This window comes from Moorena sp. SIO4G3 (genome assembly GCF_010692305.1).
Classification (GTDB): Bacteria; Cyanobacteriota; Cyanobacteriia; order Cyanobacteriales; family Coleofasciculaceae; genus Moorena; species Moorena producens_A.
This window is the reverse complement of sequence record NZ_JAAHIG010000107.1, coordinates 1-24,906: the sequence shown is the minus strand read 5'-3', so window position 1 is coordinate 24,906 and position 24,906 is coordinate 1. Positions and strand designations below refer to the sequence as shown.

Here is a 24,906-nt window from a genome sequence, read left to right as displayed (position 1 = left end):
TTTCGAGTAAAGCAGCTGTGCGCTGTTGAACCCTAATTTCTAATTCTCGATTGAGTTGTTGCAATTCTCGATTGAGTTGTTGCAGTTCAGCTTCTTGCTGTTTACGCTTCGTGATATCCGTCGTGATGCCGTGAAGATGTACAGAGGTGCCATTATCACGGATAACCACATGAGCGCGATCATTCAGCCAGCGAATTTCTCCATTACTGAGCTGAATTCTATATTCTAAATCCCACGATTGACGACGGTTTTCTTGAACAGCTTCCCATGCCTTATCAACACGCTCAAAATCTTCTGGGACAATAAACTGTCGCCAGAGGTTGTCTTGATCGCTGAATAGCTCGAAAGTTGGGCGACCATAAACTTGCTCGAAGGCGATATTAACATAGCGCAGTATCCCAGAAGGCAGTGATACTGACCACACCACGTCTTGAAGAGAACTCATAATTGCGTCGAGCCGGTCTTGGTTGGACTTCAGCGCCTTTTCATTTTCAAGAAATGCTTCTTCTGTCTGCTTGCGATCGCTAATATCGGTAATTGAGCCAACCACCCGCACTGCATCACCTGCTTCATCCCAAATTGCTTGTCCCTGGTCAAGAATCCATTTGTAGCTGCCGTCGTTGCACCGTAAGCGATACTCTTGAACGTAATAGGAGGTTTTCTGGGCTAAGTGATCCTCCATGGCTTTGATCACCTGGTCTACATCATCGGGATGGATGTGTGTCCACCATTGATGCTTATAGTTTCCGATTTCGTAGTTTTCATCATACCCCAGCATTTCTTTACATCGGCTGGAGAAAAACGTTTCATTGGTTTTGGGGTTCCAGTCCCAAATTCCCTGATTAGCTCCCTGTAGTGCCAATTGCCAGCGTTGCTCACGTTTCCGTAAGGATTGCTCTGCCAAAATACGCTCTTCAATTTGAGATTTTAGCTCCTGGTTGAGCTGCTCAAGTCCAGCCAGACTAGGTGAATTTTGGATTCGAGGTAGAATAGAGTATAATTTTATGGCGGTGTAGACAGAAACTATAGCTGTAATTGCTTTAATAGAGCCTGATAGCCAGTAAGCTGGATCCCAAAGAGTCCATATTTCGATCAGGTGAGTGGTGCCACCGCAAATAATAAACGCCCCAAACAAAATCAAAAGTCCCTTAAAAGGCAGATCCTGCCGCTGCCTAATCAAGTACACTAGCAGTATGGGAATCACATAATAGGCTAGGGTAATTAGGGAATCACTGATCAGGTGCAGCCAGATCAAGTTAGGCTGCCCAAGGTAGCAGTTACCTTGGGGAATAAAGGTTTCGGCCAATAAGATATAGTCAAAGAAATTGATCATAATTAGGTTGACAATTGACATGATTGCTGACAGTCAACCGTTAACCATCAACTGTGAATAAAATGTGATCAACTCTACTATGTCCGATCTGCCAATTCTACGTCCACTAACTGACCAGGGTTATTTATTTTTCTGACAACATTTTATTCTTCTGTGCTATTATACTAAGTCTTAGTCGGCTGCGCTCAATGCGATTCAACACGCGAGCCAATAACTCCGGAGCCCTGATTGGCTTTTGTACGTAATCATCAGCCCCGGCCATAAACACTTGCTGCACAGTTTCAGCATCTTGAACAGCAGAGAGAAACAACACGGGTAACTCTCCCCAGCGAGGGTCATTGCGTACCACCTGGCACAGGTCAATACCACTAAACTGCGGCATTTCCACATCCAAAATCAGTAAGTCAGGAGTACACTCCTCTATGGTCTCCCAGAACTGTTGTGGATCGTTTAGCAAAGTCAATTGAAATCCCCAAGGTTCTAGCACAGTGCGTAGCTGATCCAGGATTTGATGGTCATCGTCAACAATCAATAGCTTTGCCTGTGGTGGACCAGATTGTTGCAACGCTTTAGCGATCGCATCCATCACCTTTTGAGGTGCTACAGGCTTCTGAAGAAAACCCCTTCCCCCCAAACGAGCCACTCTGACTCGTTCAGCAAAACTCTCTTGAGCCGTAAATACTACAACAGGTACAGGGGGCTTAGTTGTTTTCAGTTCTTCTAACAGCTCGAAACCATTTCCCAATGATTCAGGAAAACACAAGTCTAGCAGAACTACATCGGGGCGGTTACCAGCAATTGCTTTTCTCCCTTGAGATATATCACCCGCCACCTCAACCTGAATTTTCCAGGCTGCTAGCTCTGAGGCTAACCCTTGCGCTAGTGTTACATCATCATCCACAATCAGTAGTCGTGGGGAGTGGGAAATAGGGAATGGGGAGTGGAAAGTTGGGAGTGGTAGACTTTCTGTAGGTTTTGGAAGGTTAGGCTCTGTCTCTAGTTGTTGTCGTAGTTCTACCACTAGTTGAGACAAATGTGCTATGGTCTCTTTGCTACCTTTTTTACCAGATTGCAATATCTGCTCAATTTCACGGGATTTGAGGGAGGCTTGATCAAATCCAAAGCTACCGAGGGAACCGGCTAGGGTGTGTGCCTCCCGTAAAGCCTCCTGTCGCAACTTTCCGGTGAGATTACCATCTCGCCAAGCCATCACCGCCTGGTCTAATACATTGATCCGCTTGATATACTTTGACTTCTGCTGCTGCCAAATAGCACTTAATCCTGATTGCTTTGGTTCTTGGGATTGAGCCTTAGGGACTGGGGAAACGGAACTATCACTCTTGACCTTTGATTGTTTTAGGTTAGATGGGGTCTTTTTCCCGGCTTTTTTGCCTTTGTTTTTCTCAGTCTTTGTTTGAGCTGAACCTTCCTCAGGCGGTTGTCTGAGCCGATACCCCAAGCCGTAGACGGTTTCAATTAAATCATTTTTGGCTCCAGCTTGCTTGAGTTTCCGCCTTAAACTTTTGATATGAGCTCTAACCGCATTTTCTGTAGGGGGTTCTTCAAAAGACCACAGATTATCTAGCAGGAAACTTTGGCTAAAGATGCGGTGGGGGTTCCGTAAAAACAACTCTACTAGACCATACTCCTTAGGTGTCAGATGCAACAGTTCCTGATCGTAGCTGACCTGGCAGTTACTGGGGTCAAGATGGAGCAATCCCCACTCAAGCACCGGGAGTAAAGGGGTGCTGCTGCGCCGCAGCACTGCGCGAATTCTGGCTAATAATTCAGGTATGTCTAAGGGCTTGACTAAATAATCATCCGCTCCTGCGTCTAAAGCTTCGACTTTGTTAGTGCTGGTGTCTTGGGCAGTGAGGAGTATAATCGGAGTGCGATCGCGTGCGTTTCGCAGCTGCTTGCACAAATCAATCCCCTTGAGCTTGGGCAGCATCCAATCTAGCAAAATCAAGTCATACTTAAATATCTCTGCTAGTTCTATGCCCTCATCCCCATCTGTAGCTAGATCAACCTGATAATGTTGACTAGCTAGCGCTGCCGTTACTACTTTGGCAATACCTTCATCGTCTTCTACTAGCAGGATTCTCACGAGGACTTAACAGCTCCAGCACCAAGGGGATTGGTTAGTTTCTAGTTTATATATATAGATTAGATAAATAATCACTGCTTCGCCCAAATTCAAAAAAATTTAGACGAAGTTTGAGGCTTTTGACTTAGCTTAGCCCATGGCTGTCAAGATATCTTGAGCGTGGGTAGCCGTTTTTACGGTCTCATCAACGTGAGTAATTTTGCCCTCGCCGTTGATAATGTAGGTTACGCGCTTGGAGTAACCGCCACCATCAACATCATAAGCCTTGGTAATTGAGCCATCCGTATCCGCTAGCAGGGTGAAAGGCAGACCATACTTTTCCTTAAATTGTTTGTGGGATGCCTCATCATCCATACTGACACCGAGTACCACCATGTCTTTACCTTGATACTCAGTGTAGTTATCCCGAAAGCTTTGGGCTTCCTTGGTGCACCCTGGAGTATCGTCTTTGGGGTAAAAATAAAGCACTACAGTTTTACCCGCAAAGTCGGACAGTGAAACGGTATTGCCTTCGTCGTCTTTGACAGTAAATGCTGGTGCATCCACGCCAACTTGAAGAGCCATAACTTTTGTTTCCTATAGAAATATACTGAACTTATGTATAAAGTTTACACTAATAGGACTTACGTCTTAAAGCACTATTATACAGAAGTGCCTTTGTTGCCCAGTTTGGCGTGGGTCTTGAATAAATTCAAAAATTTGTAAGCATTCAGCATTCAGCATTCAGCATTCAGCATTCAGCATTCAGTTATCAGCGATTAGCGCTACAGATGGTGCTACTTGAGTTGCTTTTGAATAAGCGATGCAGCAAGGGAACAGGGGGAAACCCCCACTCGCGCTTTGCATGGCTGACAACAGGTAAGCATTGGAATAATGCTGAGTGAAGTCCCAGCGTCGTTCGCACAGCGTGGCCAAACGCGCCCCGCGTGGCCAAAGGCCAAGGCCAAGGCCAAAGCCTGTGCCACAAAGCACCTCAAGCAGCGTGGGCCAAAAGCCCACGGCTGACGGCTGACCGCTGACGGCTGACCGCTGACCGCACCTCAAGTAGCGCATATGCTTACCAAAAATTTCTAGAGTAAACCACCAAAGGTTGGCCTCTAATCTCAAAAAACCCTTAATATAGAAATAATCGGCGGTCAGTATAGTTCTAAGATTTAGTAACTGTGGCAAGAACTTCAATTCAGTCTCAAGGTAGCCAGCCTATTCAATATCCTGACCGAACTACTAAACGTGCAGAGCAAGCAATGCGCTGTTTGCCATTCCAGATGCCTTTATTGGCAGCGATGCGTTCTAACAGTGTTCCACTCTTATCTATAGTAGGTCTTGAAGGTGTCGAGAGAAACTACACAACGCGGCCTAGGTCGGAATTGGCAGTAGAAAATGATTTAATGTGGTTGATTCAAGTGGGTGTATTACGTCGAGAAGTAGACGGTCAGGGAATTACGGATAGTTTTCGATTGACACCTTTGGGTCGTCAGTTGTTAGAAAAGTGGGAACGGCTTGGAGAAACCTTACCTCCACCCTCACTATCAGATCGACTCCATCATACCTTGAATCGCTGGGTGACATACTCCCACACTGAATCAAAGATTACAGTGTGGGCTTCTTACCAACTCCAGCCATTGCTTAGGATACTCGGTAAGCTTTATTGACGATACGGGATGCCCCTCCGCACGCCTTACAATACAATAAGTTCTATTTTTTAGGCAAGTAGGTGGCGGTTAGCTCTTAATTTGATTGACCCTACTACTTTCATTATAAACGATATAAACGATTTTGAGTTCCCTACTTGTTAAAAACTCTGATCAGGTTTCATCTCCTAGATGAAACCTGATCAGAGGGTCGCCTTTATAGTTGGCAGTCTGTGAGTTAAGGGTTAAATCTCTTTGTAGTAAGGCGACCCTCTGATTGCGGTAACTTCAAGCACTCATGGCGTAGCATTGAGATGTGATGCTTCTCGCGGTTGAAGCTAAGATTGTCGGTTTAAATCAAGTTGGTGACAGGGTGATATATAAATTTATTTCATCTAGGCTAGTTCTGACGCCCTAACCCTGAATTATGAAAGCGATTATGGTGGTGGGTACTACATCCCACGCAGGAAAATCCTTGATAACCACAGCTCTATGTCGCCTGCTCTCGCGACAAGGCTGGCGTGTGTGTCCCTTTAAGGGTCAGAACATGGCTCTAAATGCCTATGTTACACCCAATGGTGGAGAAATTGGACATGCCCAAGCTGTACAAGCTTGGGCTGCAGGTGTCATTCCCTGTGTGGAAATGAACCCAATTTTACTCAAACCCCAAGGTGACATGACCTCCCAGGTCATTCTTATGGGTAAAGCCGTAGGGAAGGTTAGTGCTGGGGATTACTACGAGAAGTACTTTGATAAGGGTTGGCAGGTGATTGAAGAATCACTGCGACGCTTAACCAATGAGTTTGATTTAGTCGTGTGCGAGGGAGCTGGTAGCCCAGTAGAAATTAATATCAAGCACCGCGACTTGACCAATATGCGAGTGGCGCGGTACCTCAAAGCTCCCACCTTGCTGGTGGTAGATATTGACCGTGGAGGGTCTTTTGCTCACGTAATCGGTACTCTCGAACTGCTCGAACCAGAGGAGAGAGCGTTGATTAAAGGTGTCGTGATCAATAAGTTTAGGGGTCAGCGATCGCTGCTCGAACCCGGGATAAAATGGTTAGAAGAACGCACTGGTATTCCTGTTGTTGGAGTTATTCCCTGGATTGATATACTGTTTCCCGCTGAAGATTCCCTTGACTTACTAGATCGCAACAGCAGGAACAAGTCCAATCAGGAAGTCACTATCGTAGTAATTCGTTTACCTCGAATTTCTAACTTTACTGATTTTGACCCCCTCGAAGCTGAACCGAGCGTCTTTTTGAAATATCTGTCACCAAATGAAACCTTGGGATATCCAGATGCCGTGATTCTCCCAGGGACGAAAACTACCATTGCGGATATGATGGTACTCCAAAAAAGTGGCATGGCTGAGCAAATTCAAAACTACGCTGCCTCAGGTGGGACCATTTTGGGAATTTGTGGGGGATTCCAAATGCTAGGCAAAACCCTAGTTGATCCCGATGGATTAGAGGGTAAACAGGGTCGTCATCCAGGATTAGGCTTGTTGCCGTTAAAAACCTTGATTACTAGTGGCAAAGTTGCCCGTCAACGGATGGTGACCTCTAATTATCCCCAAGTTGGCTTACCCATTACTGGTTACGAAATTCATCAGGGGCGTTCCCGAATGTTGGAGGCAGAGATGGGAGACAATAAATCTGCTTATCGAGCGTTATTCGATGACCATGGTTTGGGAATTGTTGACGTGAATCAATCAATTTGGGGCAGCTATCTCCATGGCATGTTTGACAATAGTCCTTGGCGACGTGCCTGGTTGAATCAACTGCGCTCCAGACGAGGGCTACCTTCTCTCCCTACTGGGGTTGTCAACTATCGGGAACAACGAGAAGCGCTTTTGAATTCACTGGCTGATACTATCGAATCTCATCTTGATTTAACCCCGATTTTAAGGTCTTAGACCGTTAACTATCAGATTAGTTTTTTCAAAAGTAAAAAGTAAACTTGAGAAGGGAAAATGGAAACTGGAAAATCCTTAAGGGAAAATAGAAATTAAAACGTAAACAATTAACTAAAAAATTAACAATAAAAAACTAACAGATGAAATGACTAATCAAACATGAGTGTAAGCGTTCGCTTTCTACCAGATGATGTGACAGTTGAGGCCGAAGTCGGAGAACCCATCCTTCTAGTGGCTGAACGTGCTGGTGTGTTCATTGCCACAGGTTGCCTGATGGGTTCTTGTCATGCCTGTGAGGTAGACATAGAAAATGGACCGACTGTCTGTTCTTGTATCACTGCTGTACCTGCAGGTTATGAACAGCTGACGATTAATCTCTACTCTGACACGAATTGGTAGTCTATAAATACCATGGCAATTGGCGTTGGTCAAGGTCACTATTAGAATTGAGAATTGAGAATTGAGAATTTAGAATGGTGAATTGGGAATTCTAAATTCTCAATTCACCATTCTGCATTCTGCATTCTGCATTCTGACAGACAACCTTGGCCTAAAGGCCACGCGATCGCTGAAAGCGGGACTTCGTCCATCCCGTTCAACCTTCAACCTTCAACCAATTTGCCATTGGCAATTTTCTCTGGTAACTGCTCAATAATGCCACCTCCAAGCACCAGCTCCCCGTCATACAGAACAGCAGCCTGTCCTGGGGTGATGCTGAATTGTGGTTCATCGAACACTAATTTGATCCGATTTCCTTCTAGAGGAATCACATTCACAGGTACAGCAGGTGAGCGATAGCGAACTTGCACAGAAGCTCGAATGGGAACAGTAGGTTCCTGAATCGATACCCAATTGACCCGATGAACAGTACATTCAGGTTGGGTGGCTTGGTAGCGTTCCCCTACAATTACCCGATTCCTGGCTGCATCTAGGGCAATCACATACAACGGATTGGGAGCAGCTATACCTAGCCCTTTCCGTTGTCCAATGGTGTAGTGGTGAATTCCCTGATGTTGCCCTACCACATTTCCATCCAAGTCCACGATGTCACCTGTGGTTTGGGAAATATACTTGTCCAGGAACTTCTGCATGGAACCGTGGGATTCGATTAAACACAAGTCCTGACTTTCTGGTTTATCAGCAGTCTTGAGATTATACTCAGCAGCAAGGCGTCGCGTTTCTGTTTTCTTCAGTTCTCCCAAAGGAAATAGGGAAGCCGCCAGCAGGTCTTGAGTCAAGTCATACAGGAAGTATGATTGGTCTTTTGTCAAGTCTATTGCTCGCCGCAATTGATAGCGATCGCATTCGGCATCATAAGTAATCCGGGCATAGTGACCTGTGGCTATTTTATCAATCCCCAATGTCTCATGGGCATAGGTCAGCATCGGACCAAACTTCACTGCCTTGTTGCACTGAGAACAAGGCAGTGGAGTAATCCCAGATTGGTAACCTGACACTAAGTAATCCACAATGTTTTCCTGAAAAACATCGCGACTGTCCACAATATGGTGGGGAATCCCTAATTGTTCACAGATAAACGCTGCATCGACCATTCCCTCAGAGCAGCATTGACCCTTCCCTTTCATTAACCAAAGGGTCAATCCGACAACTTCGTATCCTTTGTGATAGAGGGTGGCGGCAGCTACGGAACTGTCTACTCCGCCAGACAAGCCAACAACAACTTTATTCATGAACTCAACAGATTTCTACCTTAGGGAGGTATGGCATTGTATATTATTATTGTAATCCTGCTGACCCTTAAGTCCGTCTACCTTAAGTCGAGTGGGCAAAGTGGGATTTCACTCCTATCCTGGAATCATAGAGTAATAGGAGAACTCTCGGAGTATCAGTGTTCATGGCTGGTTTTGGAAATTTGGTTCAAAAAGCGTTTTATCTAGGCGTTGGTATAGCTGCTGCTGCAGGGGAGAAAGCTGGGGGAACCTTGTCAGAAGTGCGAGGTCAAGCTCAGAAACTGGTAGATGAACTGGTAGAAAAAGGGGAAATGACTACCGAGGAAGCCCGTAAACTGGTGGAAGATTTAGTGCAACAGGGGCAACAGCAATCCTCTCAAGCTCAGCCTAATGATCCTAAACCTGAGCCGCGCCGGATTGAGATTATTGCTGATGAAGAAGAATCAGCACCACCTGAAGAGCAGAATGTTGACAAACTACGCGAGCAGGTGCAAGCTATGCAAGAAGAATTACGTCGGCTCAAGCGCTAACTTATAGCACTTATCTAGCACTTATAATCAACTTGTCAACAACACTGGTTTAGCACATCATGGTGGTTGAGTAACTATTTACTATGGAAGATGATTGGTCTAAAAGTATTTTTGAAACCCTCGAATCAGTGGCTAATATGGTCGATGAGTTCTTTGAGGGTGTCAGTGAGGCGGTTGAGGAGTTTGCCAATGAAGTTGAGGAGTTTGCCAATCAGGTAGACAATGCCATTGGTGCGGAAATTGACCAGTGTTTGCAAGATATTGTTGAACCGTTTGTTGAGATTTATTTTGACTTTGAGGTTATGGTCAGTGAAACAGACGAGGATTTTCCTGATTCCGTGACACCATCCTCACAGAAACATCCTGCTTGCATAGGTTGCCGCCATTATCACGGTCAAGCCTATGGTGGAAATTTATTAGTCTGCGCTATGCATCCCTATGGTTGGGACACAGAAGATTGTCCTGACTGGGAATCCCATCCTAGAAATTCCTCAAATCGTTTCTAATCCTAGCAAAACCAATGAGTAATTCCTTTACCCAGGAACAAGCATCACCAGAAGTAGATACACCCCAGATTAAATACGGTGAACAGGAAATTGCCCAAGCCAAACTTATTACCTTTCCAAATCCCCGTATCGGTCGTCCCTATCACATAAACATCACCTTACCGGAATTTACTTGCAAGTGCCCCTTTTCTGGTTATCCGGACTTTGCCACAATTTACATCACCTACGTTCCCAATGAACTGGTGGTAGAACTAAAGGCGCTTAAGTTGTATATCAATACCTACCGCGATCGCTACATCTCCCACGAAGAGAGTATAAACCAAATTTTAGATGACTTCGTAGCCGCCTGTAACCCAGAAGAAGTCACCATCAAGGGGGATTATAACCCACGGGGTAATGTTCACACCGTTGTAGAAGTGCGACACCAAAAGTAATTAGTACAAAAGTAATCGGTAATCAGTAATCGGTAATCTTGAGGATCCAGTTAGCTTGGTCAGTGACCTAAGAGAATGGCGGAATGATCAATTTTGTCCCTCCCTCCCTTCCTGTCCTTTGGATCTTCGAGGTTTTCCTCCAAACCATTTCGATATAAACCGAAACGATGTAACTTGGGCTCAATGTAACTTGGGCTCAATTCAGATTGACCCTAGCTGGTGGCAACAGATAACTCTTGAGTTTTTGCTTCAACACTAACCAAAGGAAGACCGGAGCATCAAATAGGTATCGCCGCCACAACCGTCGCGGTTCAGATAATAGCCTGTGTAACCATTCCAATCCTACCTCACTCATCCATAGAGGCGACCTTGGTTTGGTTCCTGCTTCAAAATCAAGGGTGGCACCTACTGCCATGAATATTTTAATGCTTGGTAGTTGATCTTTGTACTTGTGTATCCACTTTTCTTGTTTAGGCGCACCAACCCCCACAGCTAGTACTGTAGCTCCAGAGTTTTTAACCATTTCTATGATTTCTTGGCATTCAGCTTCATTCTTCTCAAATCCGAATGATGGGGAATGCGCAGCGATAACAATTTCTCTGCCAACTCTAGCATTGACATTTTTTTGAGCTTTTTTAGCGACTCCTTCTCGTCCACCTAAGAGAAATATTTTAATAGTCTCATTGTTTCTGTGATAATGATAAAAAGCTGGAAAAAGGTCAGAACCAGAAATTTTTTCCTGTATGGGTGACCCCAAGAATCTCGACGCATAATACACAACTTTACTATCACATAATCTATAATCGGCAATTCGATATGCCTTCATGAATTCAGGGTCTTTTTGTAGCTTGACTAAGTGATCGACATTGGGAGTAAAAATAACCCCGCTATCGAGCCGCTTTAAAAGCTCTGACTTTGATATATTATCAATCTCTAAGTTTAATATTTTGACTATTTCTCTCATGTTTAACCTTTTGACGATGTCTCTCCTAACTAAGGGATAAGCAATAAAAACAGTCAAGTTTTTACCAACAATCTTCAGACTTGGAACCAAACTCAGTCAATTTACCATTTACCAATCAGCTAACCAAGTTAGCTTGATACTGTTTCGAACAAGATTTTATTTGGGAAAGAATAAAATTACATTATCACAGTTTTAGTAATTTGACTATAAATTTGACTATAGTAGCTCTGAAAAATTGGTAAATACCCTTAGGTGCCCTTGACCCGTAATTAAATTCGCCACGGGTCGCACCTGTTTTATAGATAGCTGAACCTATAGATATTCCCTAATCAAAAAAACAGTAATCCCTTGATGTAGATTACACCAGGGTTTTATAACAACTATCTCATAAATTTGAAATAAATCTATTTTGGCATTAGCATTAAGCTCTAGTTGACTGTGTTAATAAGCGATTAATTTCGATCATTACAGTGTTAATTATTTAACGAAATATTTCATCTAATTGTCACACCGTGAACTAGATCGTATCGAGGGGAGAATTGGTGACTAATCATAACGTTATAGATTAGAGTCAACTCTGATTTAATCAATCAGTCTGTCTAGGAATGAATTACGTTTTCCATCCTCCTAGTAAATCCCGATCTGCTTAGATGTTTAGAGCTTAAAAACCTCAAGTCAATTCCTTTCTATAATCCTTAGTAAGGATAGCCTGGTTTAGGCTTGATTTATGCTTAATTTAGTTGTTATGTATTAGGTATTTACTTTAATTAAAACTACTGGTTTTTACGGTTGCACCAGTCCTCCTTTATGGTTGATTGATGGTTAGTTAATGGTTGATTTTACCATTAATATCATAGCCTATGGGCGAGTCCCGGCTAGTATTTTCTCTGAGCTTAATAAAATCTTTAAATAGTCTTCATCGACTATACATAAATGAGCTAACGATGGTAATTTTCACTGCTCACGAGTCGTTGTCTTGATCAGGTAGTCTTGATCAGGTTTATGGCTTATTTTAAGAAGATTTTTTAGCAGGTAGTAGCTCACCAGCCGAGTCTGAGCATTAGTCGAGCTAACAAATGCCTCAACTCTTTGCTACTTATACAAGTAGACTACATAGTGTGATCGATAGCAGTAGTCTTTACAGAAACTTTATAAAAGTCTACTCTAAGATTCATCGATCCTTCAACCTTCATCTGTGTGAAGCCGACTATTGTTATGTGTAGGGTTAGATGCTGAGCTAAACTAGGCACACTAATTAACCTACCAGAAAATTACCCACAGATCTACCAACCAAAACCATGAGAAACCCAGTAATTGCCATTGGCTTGGATGCTGCCGACCCTGCCTTGATAGAGCAATGGATATCTCAAGGGCATCTGAAAAATCTGCGTCGCTTACGAGAACAGGGATCTTACGGACGTCTAAAGACATACGAATACTACCGGGCTGAGACTCCGTGGACAACATTCCTCACTGGTTGTTCTCCTGAGCAAACAGGGTACTGGGCACCTCTGAAAATTAAGGAAGGCACTTACGAAGTAGAAGACATTCAAGCCTACGACTTTTCTGAGTATCAACCCTTCTATGCCTTGGGAGATGACTATCAGGTGGCAGTCTTTGATATGCCTCAAGCTCCCCTTTCCAATCAGGTCAATGGGTTGCAAGTCCTTGCTTGGGGAGCTCACTCTCCTCAGACTCCCAGTCATTCCATACCCAAATCCTTGCTACAGGATGTGATTGATAAGCATGGTGAGCATCCTGTCTTACGCAAAGACCATGCCAGTATTATGGATGTGGCAGCACTCAAGGGTCTTCAGGAACAACTGGAGATTGGTATAGCACGCCGGGGTGCCATTTGTCAAGACTTGTTGCAGCAGATGCCGTGGGATTTCTTCTTAACAATCTTTGGTGAAACCCATACTGCAGGGCATTACTTCTGGCACCTGAGTCAGCAGGATCATCCTCTCTACCCATCTGTAGGTGCTAAATGCCCTGGAGATCCCGTGTTAGAAATTTTTGAAGCTATTGACGAAGCCATTGGTGGAATTGTGAGCAAAGCCCCGGATAATGCCCAGGTCGTAGTATTTGCTGCCCATGGTATGGGGTCTAACGTCATGGATCTACCGAGTATGTTGTTCCTGCCAGAATTTCTCTATCGCTGGAGTTTCCCAGGTAAATATGGCATTGGTCGTGGCAACTATGGTCAACCCCCAGAACCCCTAGTCAATGATGCCAGGGCGAAAAAGGGTTGGATGGGGAAAGTGTGGAGCCTCAAGCATGAATCGAATCCACTCAAAGGTTTTTTAAGACGTCAACTCCCTACCAAACTTTTCAATCCTATCGCACCCTTGTTTGGTTCCACTCCTGGACCAGATCTCATTTCTCCGTTCAAGATGCAGGCAGAATCCGATCCATTCTTCTTCCAGAGTCCATCATGGTACCAACCCTGCTGGCCTCAGATGAAAGCATTCGCGTTGCCTAGTTATTCGGAAGGATATATCAGGATTAATCTCCAGGGAAGGGAACCTCACGGTATTGTCGCCCCTGATCAGTACGATGCTGTATGTGAGGAATTGACTCAAAAACTCTACCAGCTTAAAGATGCTCGCACTGGGGAACCAATGGTGAAGGAAATTATCCGCACCCGCCAATCGGCAACTGAAACTGGTCCCAAATTACCTGATGGTGACTTAGTCGTGATCTGGCAAGAAAAATATGCCACTGACGTAGTAGATAGTCCCGATATTGGACGGATTGGTCCAGTGCCCTTTAATCGTACTGGTTCTCACCGCTCTGATGGCTTTTTGGTGATTCAAGGACAAGATATTGAGCCAGGTTCTAGTTTACCAGCTGGTCATTCTCTAGATTTAGCCCCCACTATTCTGAATTTGATGGGAGCGCCGATTCCTGACTATTTTCAGGGTAAGCCCCTCTCGGCAATTAAAGAAACTGTTGTGGTTGGTTAACTTAAACTTTACCATAGCGTTTGTATTTGAGATGTAAACCTAGAAGGTCTTTTGTGATTTTGCAATAAAACTCCGGAGCTCTTGCCCCTCTTTGATCGATGGCTCTTGCCTCTTGCATTTTTCGGCAATACGGCTGTTTACAACCTATATACAAACGCTATAGTTACTTACATAGTTTAGTTAGTCGCAATGTGATTAAGTGTTTTTTGTTGAATGTTTGAGTGTTGAGTGTTGATCGTCACTCAACACTCAAACAGTCACAGAAACTCCCCTATACTAAGTGTTATCACTAAGTGTTATCACTAAGTAATAGCACTAAGTAATAGTTGTAAACCCACAGATTCTTCAATGTCCATTCTCAAGTTTTGGATAGCAGGGTTAATTACTACCGTAGCAGCAATAGGTGTATCAGTTCCCAGTTGGGCTCTACCACTGTCTCCTGGCGATCGCCTTAGACTCTTTGTGGCTGGCGAAGAAGAAATCCCGGAAGCTGAACGCTTCAGTGCCACCTATGAAGTTAATTTGGATGGTTACATCAAGTTTCCCTACCTAGATCCTATAGCGGCAGCGGGTCGAGAAGTATCAGAAATCGAGCAAGACCTAGTCAAGGCTTTGCTAGAAGGGGGCTTTTTTCAGCCTGATTTCCTTAAAGTCAGCATTCAACTGTTTGAGTGGGCTCCAATTCAGGTAACTGTCGGAGGAGCTGTTTTTGAACCTGGTCGGGTTTTGATTAATGATACGGATTCTAAAGGTCGAGACTTACCGGCATCGATTGCTACTGTCTCAGGAGACTATCCTCCAGAACGCTACCTAACCTTTGCTATTTTAACGGCTGGTGGCATCAAACCAAATGCCAACATTGAACAGGTGCGCTTGGTTCGGGGTGAACAAGAACAGGTAATTGATTTATCTGGTGTCTTCAGCGGATCACCAGTAGAAGATATTCCCTTGATTGCTGGAGACCAAATCATTGTTCCTACTCGGGAGTTGCCTCAATATTATCTAGCCAGACCTTCCCAGCTTACTCCCTCAACTATTCCTGTGTTTCTCTCCAATTTGACTAATCCCAATAATGGACGTGAGCTTAGAATCCAGGAAGTTGAATATGGCTCCCGTCTATCTCAAGCTGTAATTGCTGCTAGTTGTGTTGGAGGTACAGAAAGCACAAATGCAGATCGCCGTGCTCTGTTACTGCAAACTGACCGTACTACTGGGGAAACTTTGGCAATAGAACGTTCTGTAGAGGACTTGGTTAAGAAGCCTAATGATGACCAAGTTAATCCAGTGCTGATGCCAAGAGATAGTGTCGCTTGCTATGATTCAACGGTCACTAATGTCAAAAGTGTTTTTGACTTTATTGGGGATATCTTCAATCCCATTCGGATTATTAAAGACATATTTATACCCTAATTCATATTTAGGATAGCTCAAATGTTATAATTAATATATCTATCACAAGTTATAAGCTCACGAGATCTGACTCTTCATCAGGGGTGTATTGGCTACGGGTTTAAGCCATTGCTTGATAGTTCTATAAAACTATCTGCCAAGTCTTTAATCATATAAAATATAAAAAATTATAACTTAAGACTACAACTTAAGACTACAACTTAAGACTAAAACTTAAAACTAAAAATGTGGATTTGCCAGGTGAGATGCTCCAATGACTACTAATTATAAGACCATAGCCCCATATCCCTATGAAAAATCAAATCTCATGCCTCTACGTTGGCTATTTTACTTGTGTTTAGGGATATCTATTAATGCCGGAATTTGGGGCTTAACATTTTTTTATTTGAAATCAGCTCAGCCAACTTATACCAGTACATGGAGAGTATCACTTCCTGTCTCAGGCTCATCCACCAGAATTAATATCCCAGAATTAGGGGGAGCGAGTTCAGATGTTAGGTCACCATTTGGCGATCGCTCCCATGACCCGAGGGAAAAGATGAAATTCATTGCTGAAAGTAAGCCGGTACTGAAGGATGCTGCCAGTTTCCTGAACATGTCCCCTGAAGAGTTGGGCAAGCCTAGGGTTAAAATCGTTGACAATTCAACTATGATGGCCTTTGAAATCAAAGGAGACTCTCCTGAGGAAGCCCAACAAAAAGCTTTGGCTATGTACCAGGCTTTCGAGGATAGACTTGAACAACTTAGGCAAGAAGAAGTAGGAAACAATCAGCTACCAGTTCAAGCTGATTTGCAGGCAGCTAAGAAAAATTTAGCAGACATTCAGAGAAGCCTGTCTGAACACAAAGCTAGAACCGGATTGAACTCTAAAGAACAAGTTAACCAGCTATCATCCACTATAGAAAGTTTACGACAACAACAAATCGATTTGTTGGCCCAAGGGCGAGAAGCAAAAGCCAATCTTAGCAACCTCTCAGCTAATCTAAAGTTGTCGTCTGGACAAGCTGCTGATGCTTTTGTACTTAAGGCTGACCAGATATTTCAGCAAACCCTAAGGGAATACAGTCAGGCTACCGCAGCCCTGACGGTTTTGAGTTCCAAATACGGTTCCAAGCATCCATCTGTAGTGGACGAAAAGAGCAAGCAAGAGAGTGCTAAAGCAGCTTTGCTACAGCGTAGTCAAGCTCTGTTAGGTCGCCCCATGTCTTTGGCAATTATCGACCAGCTCAGTGTTAACTCTGGGCCTGAAACTGGTTCTTCCCGGGAAAATTTGCTACGCCAAATTGTTGAGGTGCAAGCACGGCAAGAGGGTGTGGAAGCTAGAGCGTGGGTATTAACCAACCAGATTGCTGAGCTGGAAGCCAAACTCAGACAAATGAGCCAGGATGCCTTGAGGATGGAGATCCTAGAACGCAATATGCGCATTGCGGAAACTATCTATGCTTCAACCTTAACTCAATCAGCGATTGGTCGATTCAACCAATCCCTTTCCTATCCTCAAGTTCAGCTGCTAGCTGAACCAAGCTTACCCCCAGACGCGATCGCACCGAAAAAGTCATCGGCTTTACTTGGTGCAACAGCTGGTTCATTGTTAATTAGTGCAGGACTATTTTTACTCTGGTTACGTCCCCATGTACAAGGTAAATCAGAAGCCTCAATCTACGGCAAAGTAGAATCGTTTAATTCTGATGTTCCACCCTTACGTTCTCAACCATCGAATAATAGCTTCACAACATCTAATAATAGCTTAACATCGCCAATGGGGAACCAAAGAAAAGATTTCTGATCCAACTAATCCACTTGTTATCAAGCTAGACATCATAGGCTGGCACCAGTAACCTAAGCCATTAGGCAGGCTTTAATGAAACCCCAAAACTTTGAAGAAAAAGTAGTTTTCTATTATATAATTTCAACCTACTTATTATTTTTTTTAGGCGCACAGTTTGTTTTTGCCCCAGCCCTAGCTTGGCTGCTAACCTTTTATCTAATTAAAAAGCTTTGGCAGCAAACATCAGATACTCCACCGGAAGAAAGGATTCGGATTCCCATTGGAGTATGGGTCTGGATTGTTTGCATATCAGTCATTGGCATAGCCTTAGTTGTGGGTCATTTAGATTGGGGTTTCTCAACTGTTAAAACTATAAAATCTTTTATTAACTCCTTTTTGAGAACTTGGGCCCTTCTCGCCTTATTTCCTTTAATTGGTTGCCTCAACATCCGACCACAAATAATCTATAGAGCAATTTCTATCCTTTCCCTACAAACTCTGATCTTGGTGCCAATTACCTATGGGTTAAGTCTGACTGGGTTAGAGATGCCCTTGTATACTAGCACCCTAATGGCAAAAATTGGTGGTAACAGTCAACGTTACTACGCCGTAAGTCCTTACGTGATCAAAAGTGGTGAAACACGCCTTTTCTTATTTGCGCCTTGGGCTCCAGCATTGGCATTTGCCTGTAACATACACTTTTTCCTGAGTAGTAGAGACCCGGACATAAAGTGGCGTTTTATTGGTATGATTGGCTGTGCTGCTGCAATTGTGGGTTCAGTGTCCCGGATGGGGATAATCTGCTTAGTGGGTATACCAATACTGGTAACATTTTTGGGAAATCTCACCGAACCCGCTATCCAAATTACAGCAGGAATAGGGAGTTTTATTGGTGGTCTATTTGGTCCCCAACTGCTAATGATAGCTAGAAACTTGAAAGACTCTTTTTCCGGTCAAAGATCTGCTTCGTCGCGGGTTAGGTCGGCCTTAGCTCGGCTTTCTCACCGTAAGTGGGAAGAAGATGCACCGATTTGGGGTCATGCCATTAAAGTGGGTAAAGGCCCTGATGTTGTCGCTGGTATGCCTATTGGGAGTCACCACACTTGGTATGGTGCTTTATATACTCATGGAATCGTCGGTTTTATTGGAATATTTATCCCTATAGTCTATACTTTTATAGAGCTTTTAATTAAAGCTCAAAGGAGTAAAGTTGCCACAACAGCACTAACAATACTATTAATTTGTATCCTGTTCTCGTTTGGGGAAAATCTAGAGGGATTAGCTTACCTCTACTGGCCTGGTTTGGTTGTAGTAGGGATGGGACTAAAATAAAAATGCTCAAGGGGTTTGTCTAGACCTCTGGTGGTAAATCACCATGAACTAATTATATACAAAAAAAGGATAATCGCCATGCCCACCATATCTGTAATAGTTCCAGTTTATAACGGAGAAAAAACTATATTAGAAACGATCCAATCGATTCAAGCACAAACCTTTTCAGATTTTGAGTTAATTATTATTAATGACGGCTCAACTGATGGTACATTAGATGTAATCAGTACAGTCAACGATGATCGATTGAAAGTGTTCTCCTATGAAAATGGCGGATTGCCAGTGGCTCGTAATCGTGGCATTCGTCGCTCTAGGGGCGAATTTATTACGTTTATAGATGCCGATGATTTATGGAAACCCGATAAATTGGAGCTACAGTTAGCAGCACTCCAAAAAAATCCTGAAGCTGGAGTGGCTTACAGTTGGACTGCCTTTATAGATGAGAATAGCAAATTTTTGTTTGCTTGGCAACCACTTTATTGGGAGGGTAATGTTTATCCCGAATTACTAATTCGTAACTTCATATCCAGTGGTTCCAATATCATGGTAAAGCGGAAGTATATTGAAGCCGCTGGAGAATTTGACCCATGCCTAAAATCAGTTGAAGATTGGGATTATTACCTCAGGCTAGCAGCTTTATGTCCTTTTGTACTGGTTCCTAAATACCAAATTCTCTACCGTCGCTCTTCCCAGTCAATGACCTCTAAAGTGGATGTCATGGAGAAGGCGAACCTAATTGTAATTGAAAGAGCATTCAAGGCAGCTCCACCAGAACTTAAGTCTCTTAAAAATAAAAGTTTAGCGAATGCCTATCGTTATCTGGCTAAGCAGTGTATAGCTAATGCTTTTGATGATGAAGGAGTAAAGCTAGCTAGTCAAAAACTTAGCTATTCCATAAAACTTTACCCCAAATTTTTGCTAAGTAAGGAAACTATCCGTCTAATTTTAAAACTATTAATAATCAAAATTATGCCTAAAAAATTAGCTGGACATTTAATCCAACTAATCGGCCAGAAAATGCCGATGGTATCTGTGGATAATCGGATGATTTCAGAGCACTAACTACCACTATAATTTGATAGATATCAATCATCAAAAGGATGGCAGGATGGGAGATCCACTGTGAACATTGTCAAAACAATCGGGAGTCGCATCAAGCACAAACTAGGTAATAGAAGCACTTTTACTCGCAATCTTGGTTGGATGGGAGTTGCCCAGGCATTTATTCGGGTTTCCCGTTTAGGTGCAACGTTTATTTTGCCACGCTTCTTAACTCCCCATGACTTTGGATTAGCTGCACTGGTTCTGACGACCTATGAATATTCACAAACAGTAACGCGGATCGGTGTTCATGCTAGAATTATACAGGCGGAAGCCGATGAGCTGGAAGACATTTGTAATAGTGCTTATTGGTTAAATTGGGTACTTTTTGCAAGTCTATTCGTTATCCAGTGCCTTGCTGCTTTTCCAGTTGCGTGGTTTTATAAAGATAACCAACTTATTTTACCCATTTGTCTATTAGCATTTAACTTTTTGATTGCTCCCTTAGGGGCAGTACAGTCAGCACTAATTCAAAGGGATAATCGAATTCAGATAACAGCTACAGCTCGCGCTCTCAGATATGCCACCGCCAATATCCTAACCGCTGTCTTTGCTGTTCTTCATCTGGGGATGTGGGCGATAATACTTCCCATACTAATAGCTAGCCCTATAGAATTCATTACCTATCTGTTCAAACATCCCTGGCGGAGAACTGGCTCTTTCACAACCAAATACTGGGGTAAAATTTTTCGCTTTGGAATCAATTTCCTGGGGATTGAACTTTTAAAGACTCTCAGGGAAACTCTCGACTATCTTATCATTGGTCGCTTTATAGGAATTGACCTATTAGGTGTTTACTACTTTGCTTACAATGCTGGCTTGGGAATTAGCTTAACTATCGTCCAATCGATTACTACTGCTTTATACCCTGCCCTATGTGAAGTACGGACAAACTTATCGAAATTTAAGCAAACATACTTTAACAGTCTGAAGACGATTGGAAGAGTGATTGTTGGTTTTGTTGCTTTACAATCAAGTCTAGTTCCGTTTTATATTCCCATTATGGTTGGGGAAAAAATTAATACGGAAGGCTGGAGTATGGTGGTTCCCATCGTCATTTTAGTTTGCTTATCAGCAATTCCTAGACCCTTTGATATTGCTGGATTTCAGCTTTTAGCAGCCATTGAAAAACCGCACATTGGCTTGCTCTGGAATGTATTATTTACCATGATATTTTCCTGTAGTCTACTGATAGCAGTGAAATGGGGAATCATCACGGTCGCTGTATCGGTTTTACTGGTTCATGCGCTTTTAATTCCCTTATTTGTGGTTTGGTCTGCTAGGTATGTCTTTGCTAAACCTGAAACCTCTCCTGTAGCCTTAGAGAATACTGTACTCCAATCTCATACTATACTCCAATCTCACGATGAGACTGATACTGATCACTTTTATGTCAGCCAATGGACATTATCATTAGCCAGTAGTGGGACATTCCCTAACACTCAGGGTTCTGAATTTCGTGATGCTGACAGTAATCACAGTAATCACAGTAATCACAGTAATAACAGTAATAGCAGTGCCGGGTTAAGCGATCGCATCGATGATCCCAGAAAACACCTGAAGTTGATAGCTGAAAGTGTGGGGGTTTTAGAAGAAGCGGCAAAGCAGCTAAATATATCTGTAGATAGCTTAGATAAGCCTTCGATTCAACTAATCGATAACTCTACAATGATGGTTTTTGAAATTTCAGGAGTCACCCCTGAGGAAGCCCAACGAAGAGCCTTCGCGATTAATCAGGCGTTTAACAAAAGACTGGAACAACTCAGAAAGCAAGAAATTGCTCAACAACAAAAGACTATCCCAGTGTATATAAAGTCAGCCGAAAATGATCTAGAAAATGCACAGCAACGCCTAGCTCAAAAAACGGCGAAGATAGGATTGCCTTTAAACCAGCTCTTAGAGACAATAGAAGCACTACGGCGCAAAAAGATTGAATTACGGCGCAAAAAGATTGAATTGCTGGCTGAGCTAGTACCGACTCAGTCTGATCATAGTCATTCTACAAATCCTCAGGTGATGAATCCTGTTCACCATCAGCCTCAAGCTAGCTTATTCCAAGATGATCCAACCTTAGAAATGGATGATATTAAACCACAACTACAAGGTAGTGAGGACAAGGCCAGGGATCTAGAGTTTCAGATTTCTCAGCTTGAAGTAAAACTTAGCAAAATGTGCCAAGATGCCTTGACTCTGGAAATTATAGAGCGAGATTTACGCATTGCACAAACCGTCTATTCCTCTGTTTTAAGCCAATGGGAACTAGTTAAGTCAGACTCATCTATTATGTATTATCCCCAACTGCAATTGGTAGACGGTCCTACCTTACCTACCAGATCACAAATGACAGACAGTCTAGTAAACTTGGGCAGAAAATTGTGATCAGTTTCTGGGAGGATAATAGTGCTCACGAGGTATTTTTTAGTGGTCAGTTGTCAGTTTCATATATTTATCTATTTTACCTATTTCAGGATTAATTTTTTAAAAAACGTTTAACTCAAAACTAGTTCTCTTGAAAACCAGTGTCCAAACAATGAAACATGTTTCTGTCATTATTCCTGTCTACGGAGTTGAAAACTATATTGCAGCAGCGGTGCAGTCTGTTCTCGACCAGACCTATACCAACTTTGAAGTGCTCATTATTGACGATGAATCCCCGGACAGTAGTGTAAAAATTTGTCAAGAATTTTCGGATCATCGAATTAAGATTATTCATCAAACTAATCGGGGACTTGCTGGAGCGCGAAATACAGGAATTCGCCAGGCCAAAGGAGATTATTTAGCCTTTTTAGATGGGGATGACTTGTGGTTGCCTCAGAAACTGGAAAGACATATTGAACACTTAGAAAAATTTCCAGAGGTAGGGGTTAGTTTTTGCCGTTCTGCATTGATTGATGAATCGGGAAATTTATTGAACACTTATCTAATGCCTAAGTTAAAGAACATTACCCGATCAGATTTATTCCGGTCTAGTCCTATTGGTAATGGTTCAGCTCCGGTAATTCGACGGGAAGTCTTTGAAGCGATTAGGTATCAAGATAACCTTTACGGCACTACAGAAGATTTTTACTTTGATGAAAACTTCCGCCGCGCTGAAGATATTGAATGTTGGCTACGTATTGCGATTCAGACAGACTGGAAAATTGAGGGAATCCCTGAAGCACTAACCCTATATCGAGTGAATTCAGCCAGTCTTTCAGCGAACTTAGTCAAACAGTTAGATTCCTGGAAACAAGTACTAGAAAAAACTCGCTCCTATGCTCCTGACTTGATTGACAAGTGGGGAAATTTAGCCCTGGCCTATCGATTGCGAAACTTTGCTCGTAGTGCAGTACGTCTCAAAGATGGAGCAATGTCTGTCAAACTAATTAACGGTGCTTTGGCAACTTACTGGCGTCTTCTCTTGGAAGAACCAAGCCGTACCCTTCGGACTTTGGCTGCTGCCTATTTACTTTGGCTGTTGCCTAAGCCCCTATATTCCTACCTCGAAGTTCTGGCTGTCAAAGTAGTGGGAATGATCCAAAGACGTCAGATTTTACAAGACAAACTTGGACAATAATTGTCTTAGTCATTCAATATAAGATAAGATGGATTATAAAATGAAAAAAGTTTCCGTAATCACTCCAGTCTACAACGTTGAAAATTATATTGCTGCTACAGTACAGTCAGTTTTGGATCAAACTTACCAAAATTTTGAATATTTGCTGATTGATGATGGTTCTCCTGACCACAGTGTAGAGATTTGCCAGCAGTTCCTAGACCCCAGAATCAAAATTATTCGTCAGGAAAATCAGGGAGCTAATGCAGCAAGGAATGAAGGTATCCGCCAAGCCCAGGGAGAGTATTTAGCATTTTTAGATGGCGATGACCTATGGTTGCCTGAAAAGCTAGAAAAACATATTGAACATTTGGAAAACAATCCCAATTTGGGGATTAGCTTTAGCTGTTCTGGGTTTATCGATGAAGCAGGAAATCCCCTAGGAATCTATCAACTACCCAAGCTCAAAGACATCACCATCGGTGACATCATTTGCCGTAATCCTATTAGTAATGGCTCCTGTGCTGTGTTCCGCAAGGAGGTATTTGAAGCCATTAAGTACAAAGACACTATCAACGGAAAGACCAAAGACTTTTATTGGGATGAAGAATTGCAAGGGTCACAGGATTTGGATTGTTGGTTTCGCATTGCTATCCAAACCAATTGGCACCTGGAAGGCATTCCTGACTCTTTGACTCTATACCGAGTAAATTCCGGTGGTATATCAGCTAACTTGTTCAAAAAACAAAGGTCTTGGGAACAGGTAATCGAGAAGACTCGTTCCTATGCTCCTGAGGTGGTGGTTGAGTGGGAAAACCGCGCCCGTGCTTACCATTTGAGGTATCTAGCTCGTAGGGCAGTTACTTTGAGAGATGGTGCCATGGCTGTCCAATTCTTCAACGAAGCTCTGGGTACCTACTGGCAGATGCTCTGGGAAGAACCACGTCGTACCGTGTTAACTGGGGCTGCGGCCTATTTGCTCTGGCTTATACCTGAGAATCTTTACAAGCATATAGAAGCTTTAGCTTTAAAAACCACAGGGTCTTCACAAAAGCGCCGGATTTCTCAAGCAATCAGAGGTACATGAAATTTCATCTATTAGCAAATAGGTAAAGCTCTGCTACCAATACATGCTGGTTAATGGGTAATGGATAATGCCTCTGTCAATCATCCATTACCCATTAACTATCTGTAGCATCTACAGGACTTACGCGGTGAAGTTTATTTCGCCCCCCTATCCCCCCAATTCTGGGGGGGAATGAGGTCAAAGTCCCCCAGAATTGATACCGTTGGCGAAATTAATATTTGTTTACACAAGAGTAGCAGATGGGTAACTTTAAGTTCATGCTCCCCCAGAATTGGGGGTTGGGGGGCTATAAAGACTGCTGTCTTCAGGCTGATATTTCTAAATGTTAAATTCGCCAGCAGTATCAGAATTGGGTGACCAACGGGGGCAAATGCGTAAGTCCTGATCTATAAAGCCATGCAGCAAAGCAACAGGGAGTCTCCACAGGGCAAACAGCGGTGCCGACGCAGGTTACCCACACAGCCCCGGGAGCAGGTCTTGCAATGCTTAAACATTAGTACTATTTTCCAGTAGAGCAAGCAATTACCCATGAGGGGGCTATAGATAATGTACAAATATTCATCCAGGACTAGCTCCCCTGATGACCTATTACC

The 24,906-nt window shown here is 43.1% G+C and carries 21 protein-coding genes; 14 read left to right on the top strand and 7 right to left on the bottom strand.

What is annotated here, in order from left to right; genetic code table 11:
• The 4 genes from F6J99_RS19750 to F6J99_RS19735 form a co-directional block, all read right to left on the bottom strand.
• The coding region (locus F6J99_RS19750) for a PAS domain-containing protein (protein WP_293114548.1) at positions 1 to 1,333 on the bottom strand (1,333 nt) is incomplete at its 3' end.
• A gap of 124 nt (positions 1,334 to 1,457) precedes the next feature.
• Positions 1,458 to 3,440 (bottom strand): response regulator, encoded by a 1,983-nt coding sequence (locus F6J99_RS19745; RefSeq protein WP_293114546.1) that lies wholly within the window; start codon positions 3,438 to 3,440, stop codon positions 1,458 to 1,460.
• 129 nt (positions 3,441 to 3,569) lie between these two features.
• Complete coding sequence (locus tag F6J99_RS19740; protein ID WP_293114544.1) at positions 3,570 to 4,004, bottom strand: peroxiredoxin; 435 nt, start codon at positions 4,002 to 4,004, stop codon at positions 3,570 to 3,572.
• A 180-nt stretch (positions 4,005 to 4,184) separates the two neighbouring features.
• Positions 4,185 to 4,610 carry a hypothetical protein gene (locus F6J99_RS19735; protein ID WP_293114542.1) on the bottom strand — a complete coding sequence of 142 codons (426 nt, stop codon included), beginning with the start codon at positions 4,608 to 4,610 and terminating at the stop codon, positions 4,185 to 4,187.
• On the opposite strand from F6J99_RS19735, the gene F6J99_RS19730 reads away from it, so the two are divergent.
• The 3 genes from F6J99_RS19730 (at position 4,604) to F6J99_RS19720 (ending at position 7,388) form a co-directional block, all read left to right on the top strand.
• Complete coding sequence (locus F6J99_RS19730) at positions 4,604 to 5,092, top strand: Npun_F0494 family protein (protein WP_365973719.1); 489 nt, start codon at positions 4,604 to 4,606, stop codon at positions 5,090 to 5,092. The two genes, F6J99_RS19735 and F6J99_RS19730, sit on opposite strands and share 7 nt — an antisense overlap.
• A 406-nt stretch (positions 5,093 to 5,498) precedes the next feature.
• On the top strand, positions 5,499 to 6,989 hold the full coding sequence (gene cobQ / locus F6J99_RS19725; protein WP_070390570.1) for a cobyric acid synthase CobQ: 1,491 nt from the start codon (positions 5,499 to 5,501) through the stop codon (positions 6,987 to 6,989).
• 159 nt (positions 6,990 to 7,148) lie between these two features.
• On the top strand, positions 7,149 to 7,388 hold the full coding sequence (locus F6J99_RS19720; RefSeq protein ID WP_293020856.1) for a 2Fe-2S iron-sulfur cluster-binding protein: 240 nt from the start codon (positions 7,149 to 7,151) through the stop codon (positions 7,386 to 7,388).
• Positions 7,389 to 7,591: 203 nt separating this feature from the next.
• On the opposite strand, the gene mnmA is transcribed toward F6J99_RS19720, so the two are convergent.
• Positions 7,592 to 8,680, bottom strand: coding sequence for a tRNA 2-thiouridine(34) synthase MnmA (gene mnmA / locus F6J99_RS19715; RefSeq protein ID WP_293114540.1), 1,089 nt, complete (start codon positions 8,678 to 8,680; stop codon positions 7,592 to 7,594).
• Positions 8,681 to 8,844: 164 nt separating this feature from the next.
• Between mnmA and F6J99_RS19710 the strand changes: the two genes are divergently transcribed.
• From F6J99_RS19710 to queF, 3 genes are all read left to right on the top strand, one after another.
• Positions 8,845 to 9,210 carry a hypothetical protein gene (locus F6J99_RS19710; protein ID WP_293114538.1) on the top strand — a complete coding sequence of 122 codons (366 nt, stop codon included), beginning with the start codon at positions 8,845 to 8,847 and terminating at the stop codon, positions 9,208 to 9,210.
• 83 nt (positions 9,211 to 9,293) lie between these two features.
• A complete protein-coding gene (locus F6J99_RS19705) occupies positions 9,294 to 9,716 on the top strand; it encodes a hypothetical protein (protein WP_293114536.1) in 423 nt (140 codons plus the stop codon).
• 14 nt (positions 9,717 to 9,730) lie between these two features.
• The gene (gene queF / locus F6J99_RS19700; RefSeq protein ID WP_070390575.1) at positions 9,731 to 10,150 is read left to right on the top strand and encodes a preQ(1) synthase; all 420 of its coding nucleotides are present in this window, start codon (positions 9,731 to 9,733) and stop codon (positions 10,148 to 10,150) included.
• Positions 10,151 to 10,346: 196 nt separating this feature from the next.
• Here the strand turns inward: queF and F6J99_RS19695 are convergent, their stop codons facing one another.
• Positions 10,347 to 11,114 carry a WecB/TagA/CpsF family glycosyltransferase gene (locus F6J99_RS19695; RefSeq protein WP_293114534.1) on the bottom strand — a complete coding sequence of 256 codons (768 nt, stop codon included), beginning with the start codon at positions 11,112 to 11,114 and terminating at the stop codon, positions 10,347 to 10,349.
• 1,298 nt (positions 11,115 to 12,412) lie between these two features.
• Between F6J99_RS19695 and F6J99_RS19690 the strand changes: the two genes are divergently transcribed.
• From F6J99_RS19690 to F6J99_RS19655, 8 genes are all read left to right on the top strand, one after another.
• Entirely contained in the window at positions 12,413 to 14,080 is a 1,668-nt protein-coding gene (locus F6J99_RS19690; protein ID WP_293114532.1) for an alkaline phosphatase family protein, read from the top strand.
• A 348-nt stretch (positions 14,081 to 14,428) separates the two neighbouring features.
• Complete coding sequence (locus tag F6J99_RS19685) at positions 14,429 to 15,490, top strand: polysaccharide biosynthesis/export family protein (RefSeq protein ID WP_293114530.1); 1,062 nt, start codon at positions 14,429 to 14,431, stop codon at positions 15,488 to 15,490.
• A gap of 253 nt (positions 15,491 to 15,743) precedes the next feature.
• Entirely contained in the window at positions 15,744 to 17,276 is a 1,533-nt protein-coding gene (locus F6J99_RS19680) for a hypothetical protein (protein WP_293114528.1), read from the top strand.
• Between the two features lie 75 nt (positions 17,277 to 17,351).
• Entirely contained in the window at positions 17,352 to 18,590 is a 1,239-nt protein-coding gene (locus tag F6J99_RS19675) for an O-antigen ligase domain-containing protein (protein WP_293114526.1), read from the top strand.
• A gap of 78 nt (positions 18,591 to 18,668) precedes the next feature.
• A complete protein-coding gene (locus F6J99_RS19670; protein WP_293114524.1) occupies positions 18,669 to 19,652 on the top strand; it encodes a glycosyltransferase in 984 nt (327 codons plus the stop codon).
• 60 nt (positions 19,653 to 19,712) lie between these two features.
• Positions 19,713 to 22,070 (top strand): oligosaccharide flippase family protein, encoded by a 2,358-nt coding sequence (locus tag F6J99_RS19665; protein ID WP_293114522.1) that lies wholly within the window; start codon positions 19,713 to 19,715, stop codon positions 22,068 to 22,070.
• A 151-nt stretch (positions 22,071 to 22,221) separates the two neighbouring features.
• Positions 22,222 to 23,247, top strand: coding sequence for a glycosyltransferase family 2 protein (locus F6J99_RS19660; RefSeq protein WP_293114520.1), 1,026 nt, complete (start codon positions 22,222 to 22,224; stop codon positions 23,245 to 23,247).
• A gap of 40 nt (positions 23,248 to 23,287) precedes the next feature.
• The gene (locus tag F6J99_RS19655) at positions 23,288 to 24,313 is read left to right on the top strand and encodes a glycosyltransferase family 2 protein (RefSeq protein WP_293114518.1); all 1,026 of its coding nucleotides are present in this window, start codon (positions 23,288 to 23,290) and stop codon (positions 24,311 to 24,313) included.
• A 386-nt stretch (positions 24,314 to 24,699) separates the two neighbouring features.
• On the opposite strand, the gene F6J99_RS19650 is transcribed toward F6J99_RS19655, so the two are convergent.
• Positions 24,700 to 24,906, bottom strand: a 207-nt coding sequence (locus F6J99_RS19650) for a hypothetical protein (RefSeq protein WP_293114516.1), incomplete at its 5' end; no start/stop codon positions are given.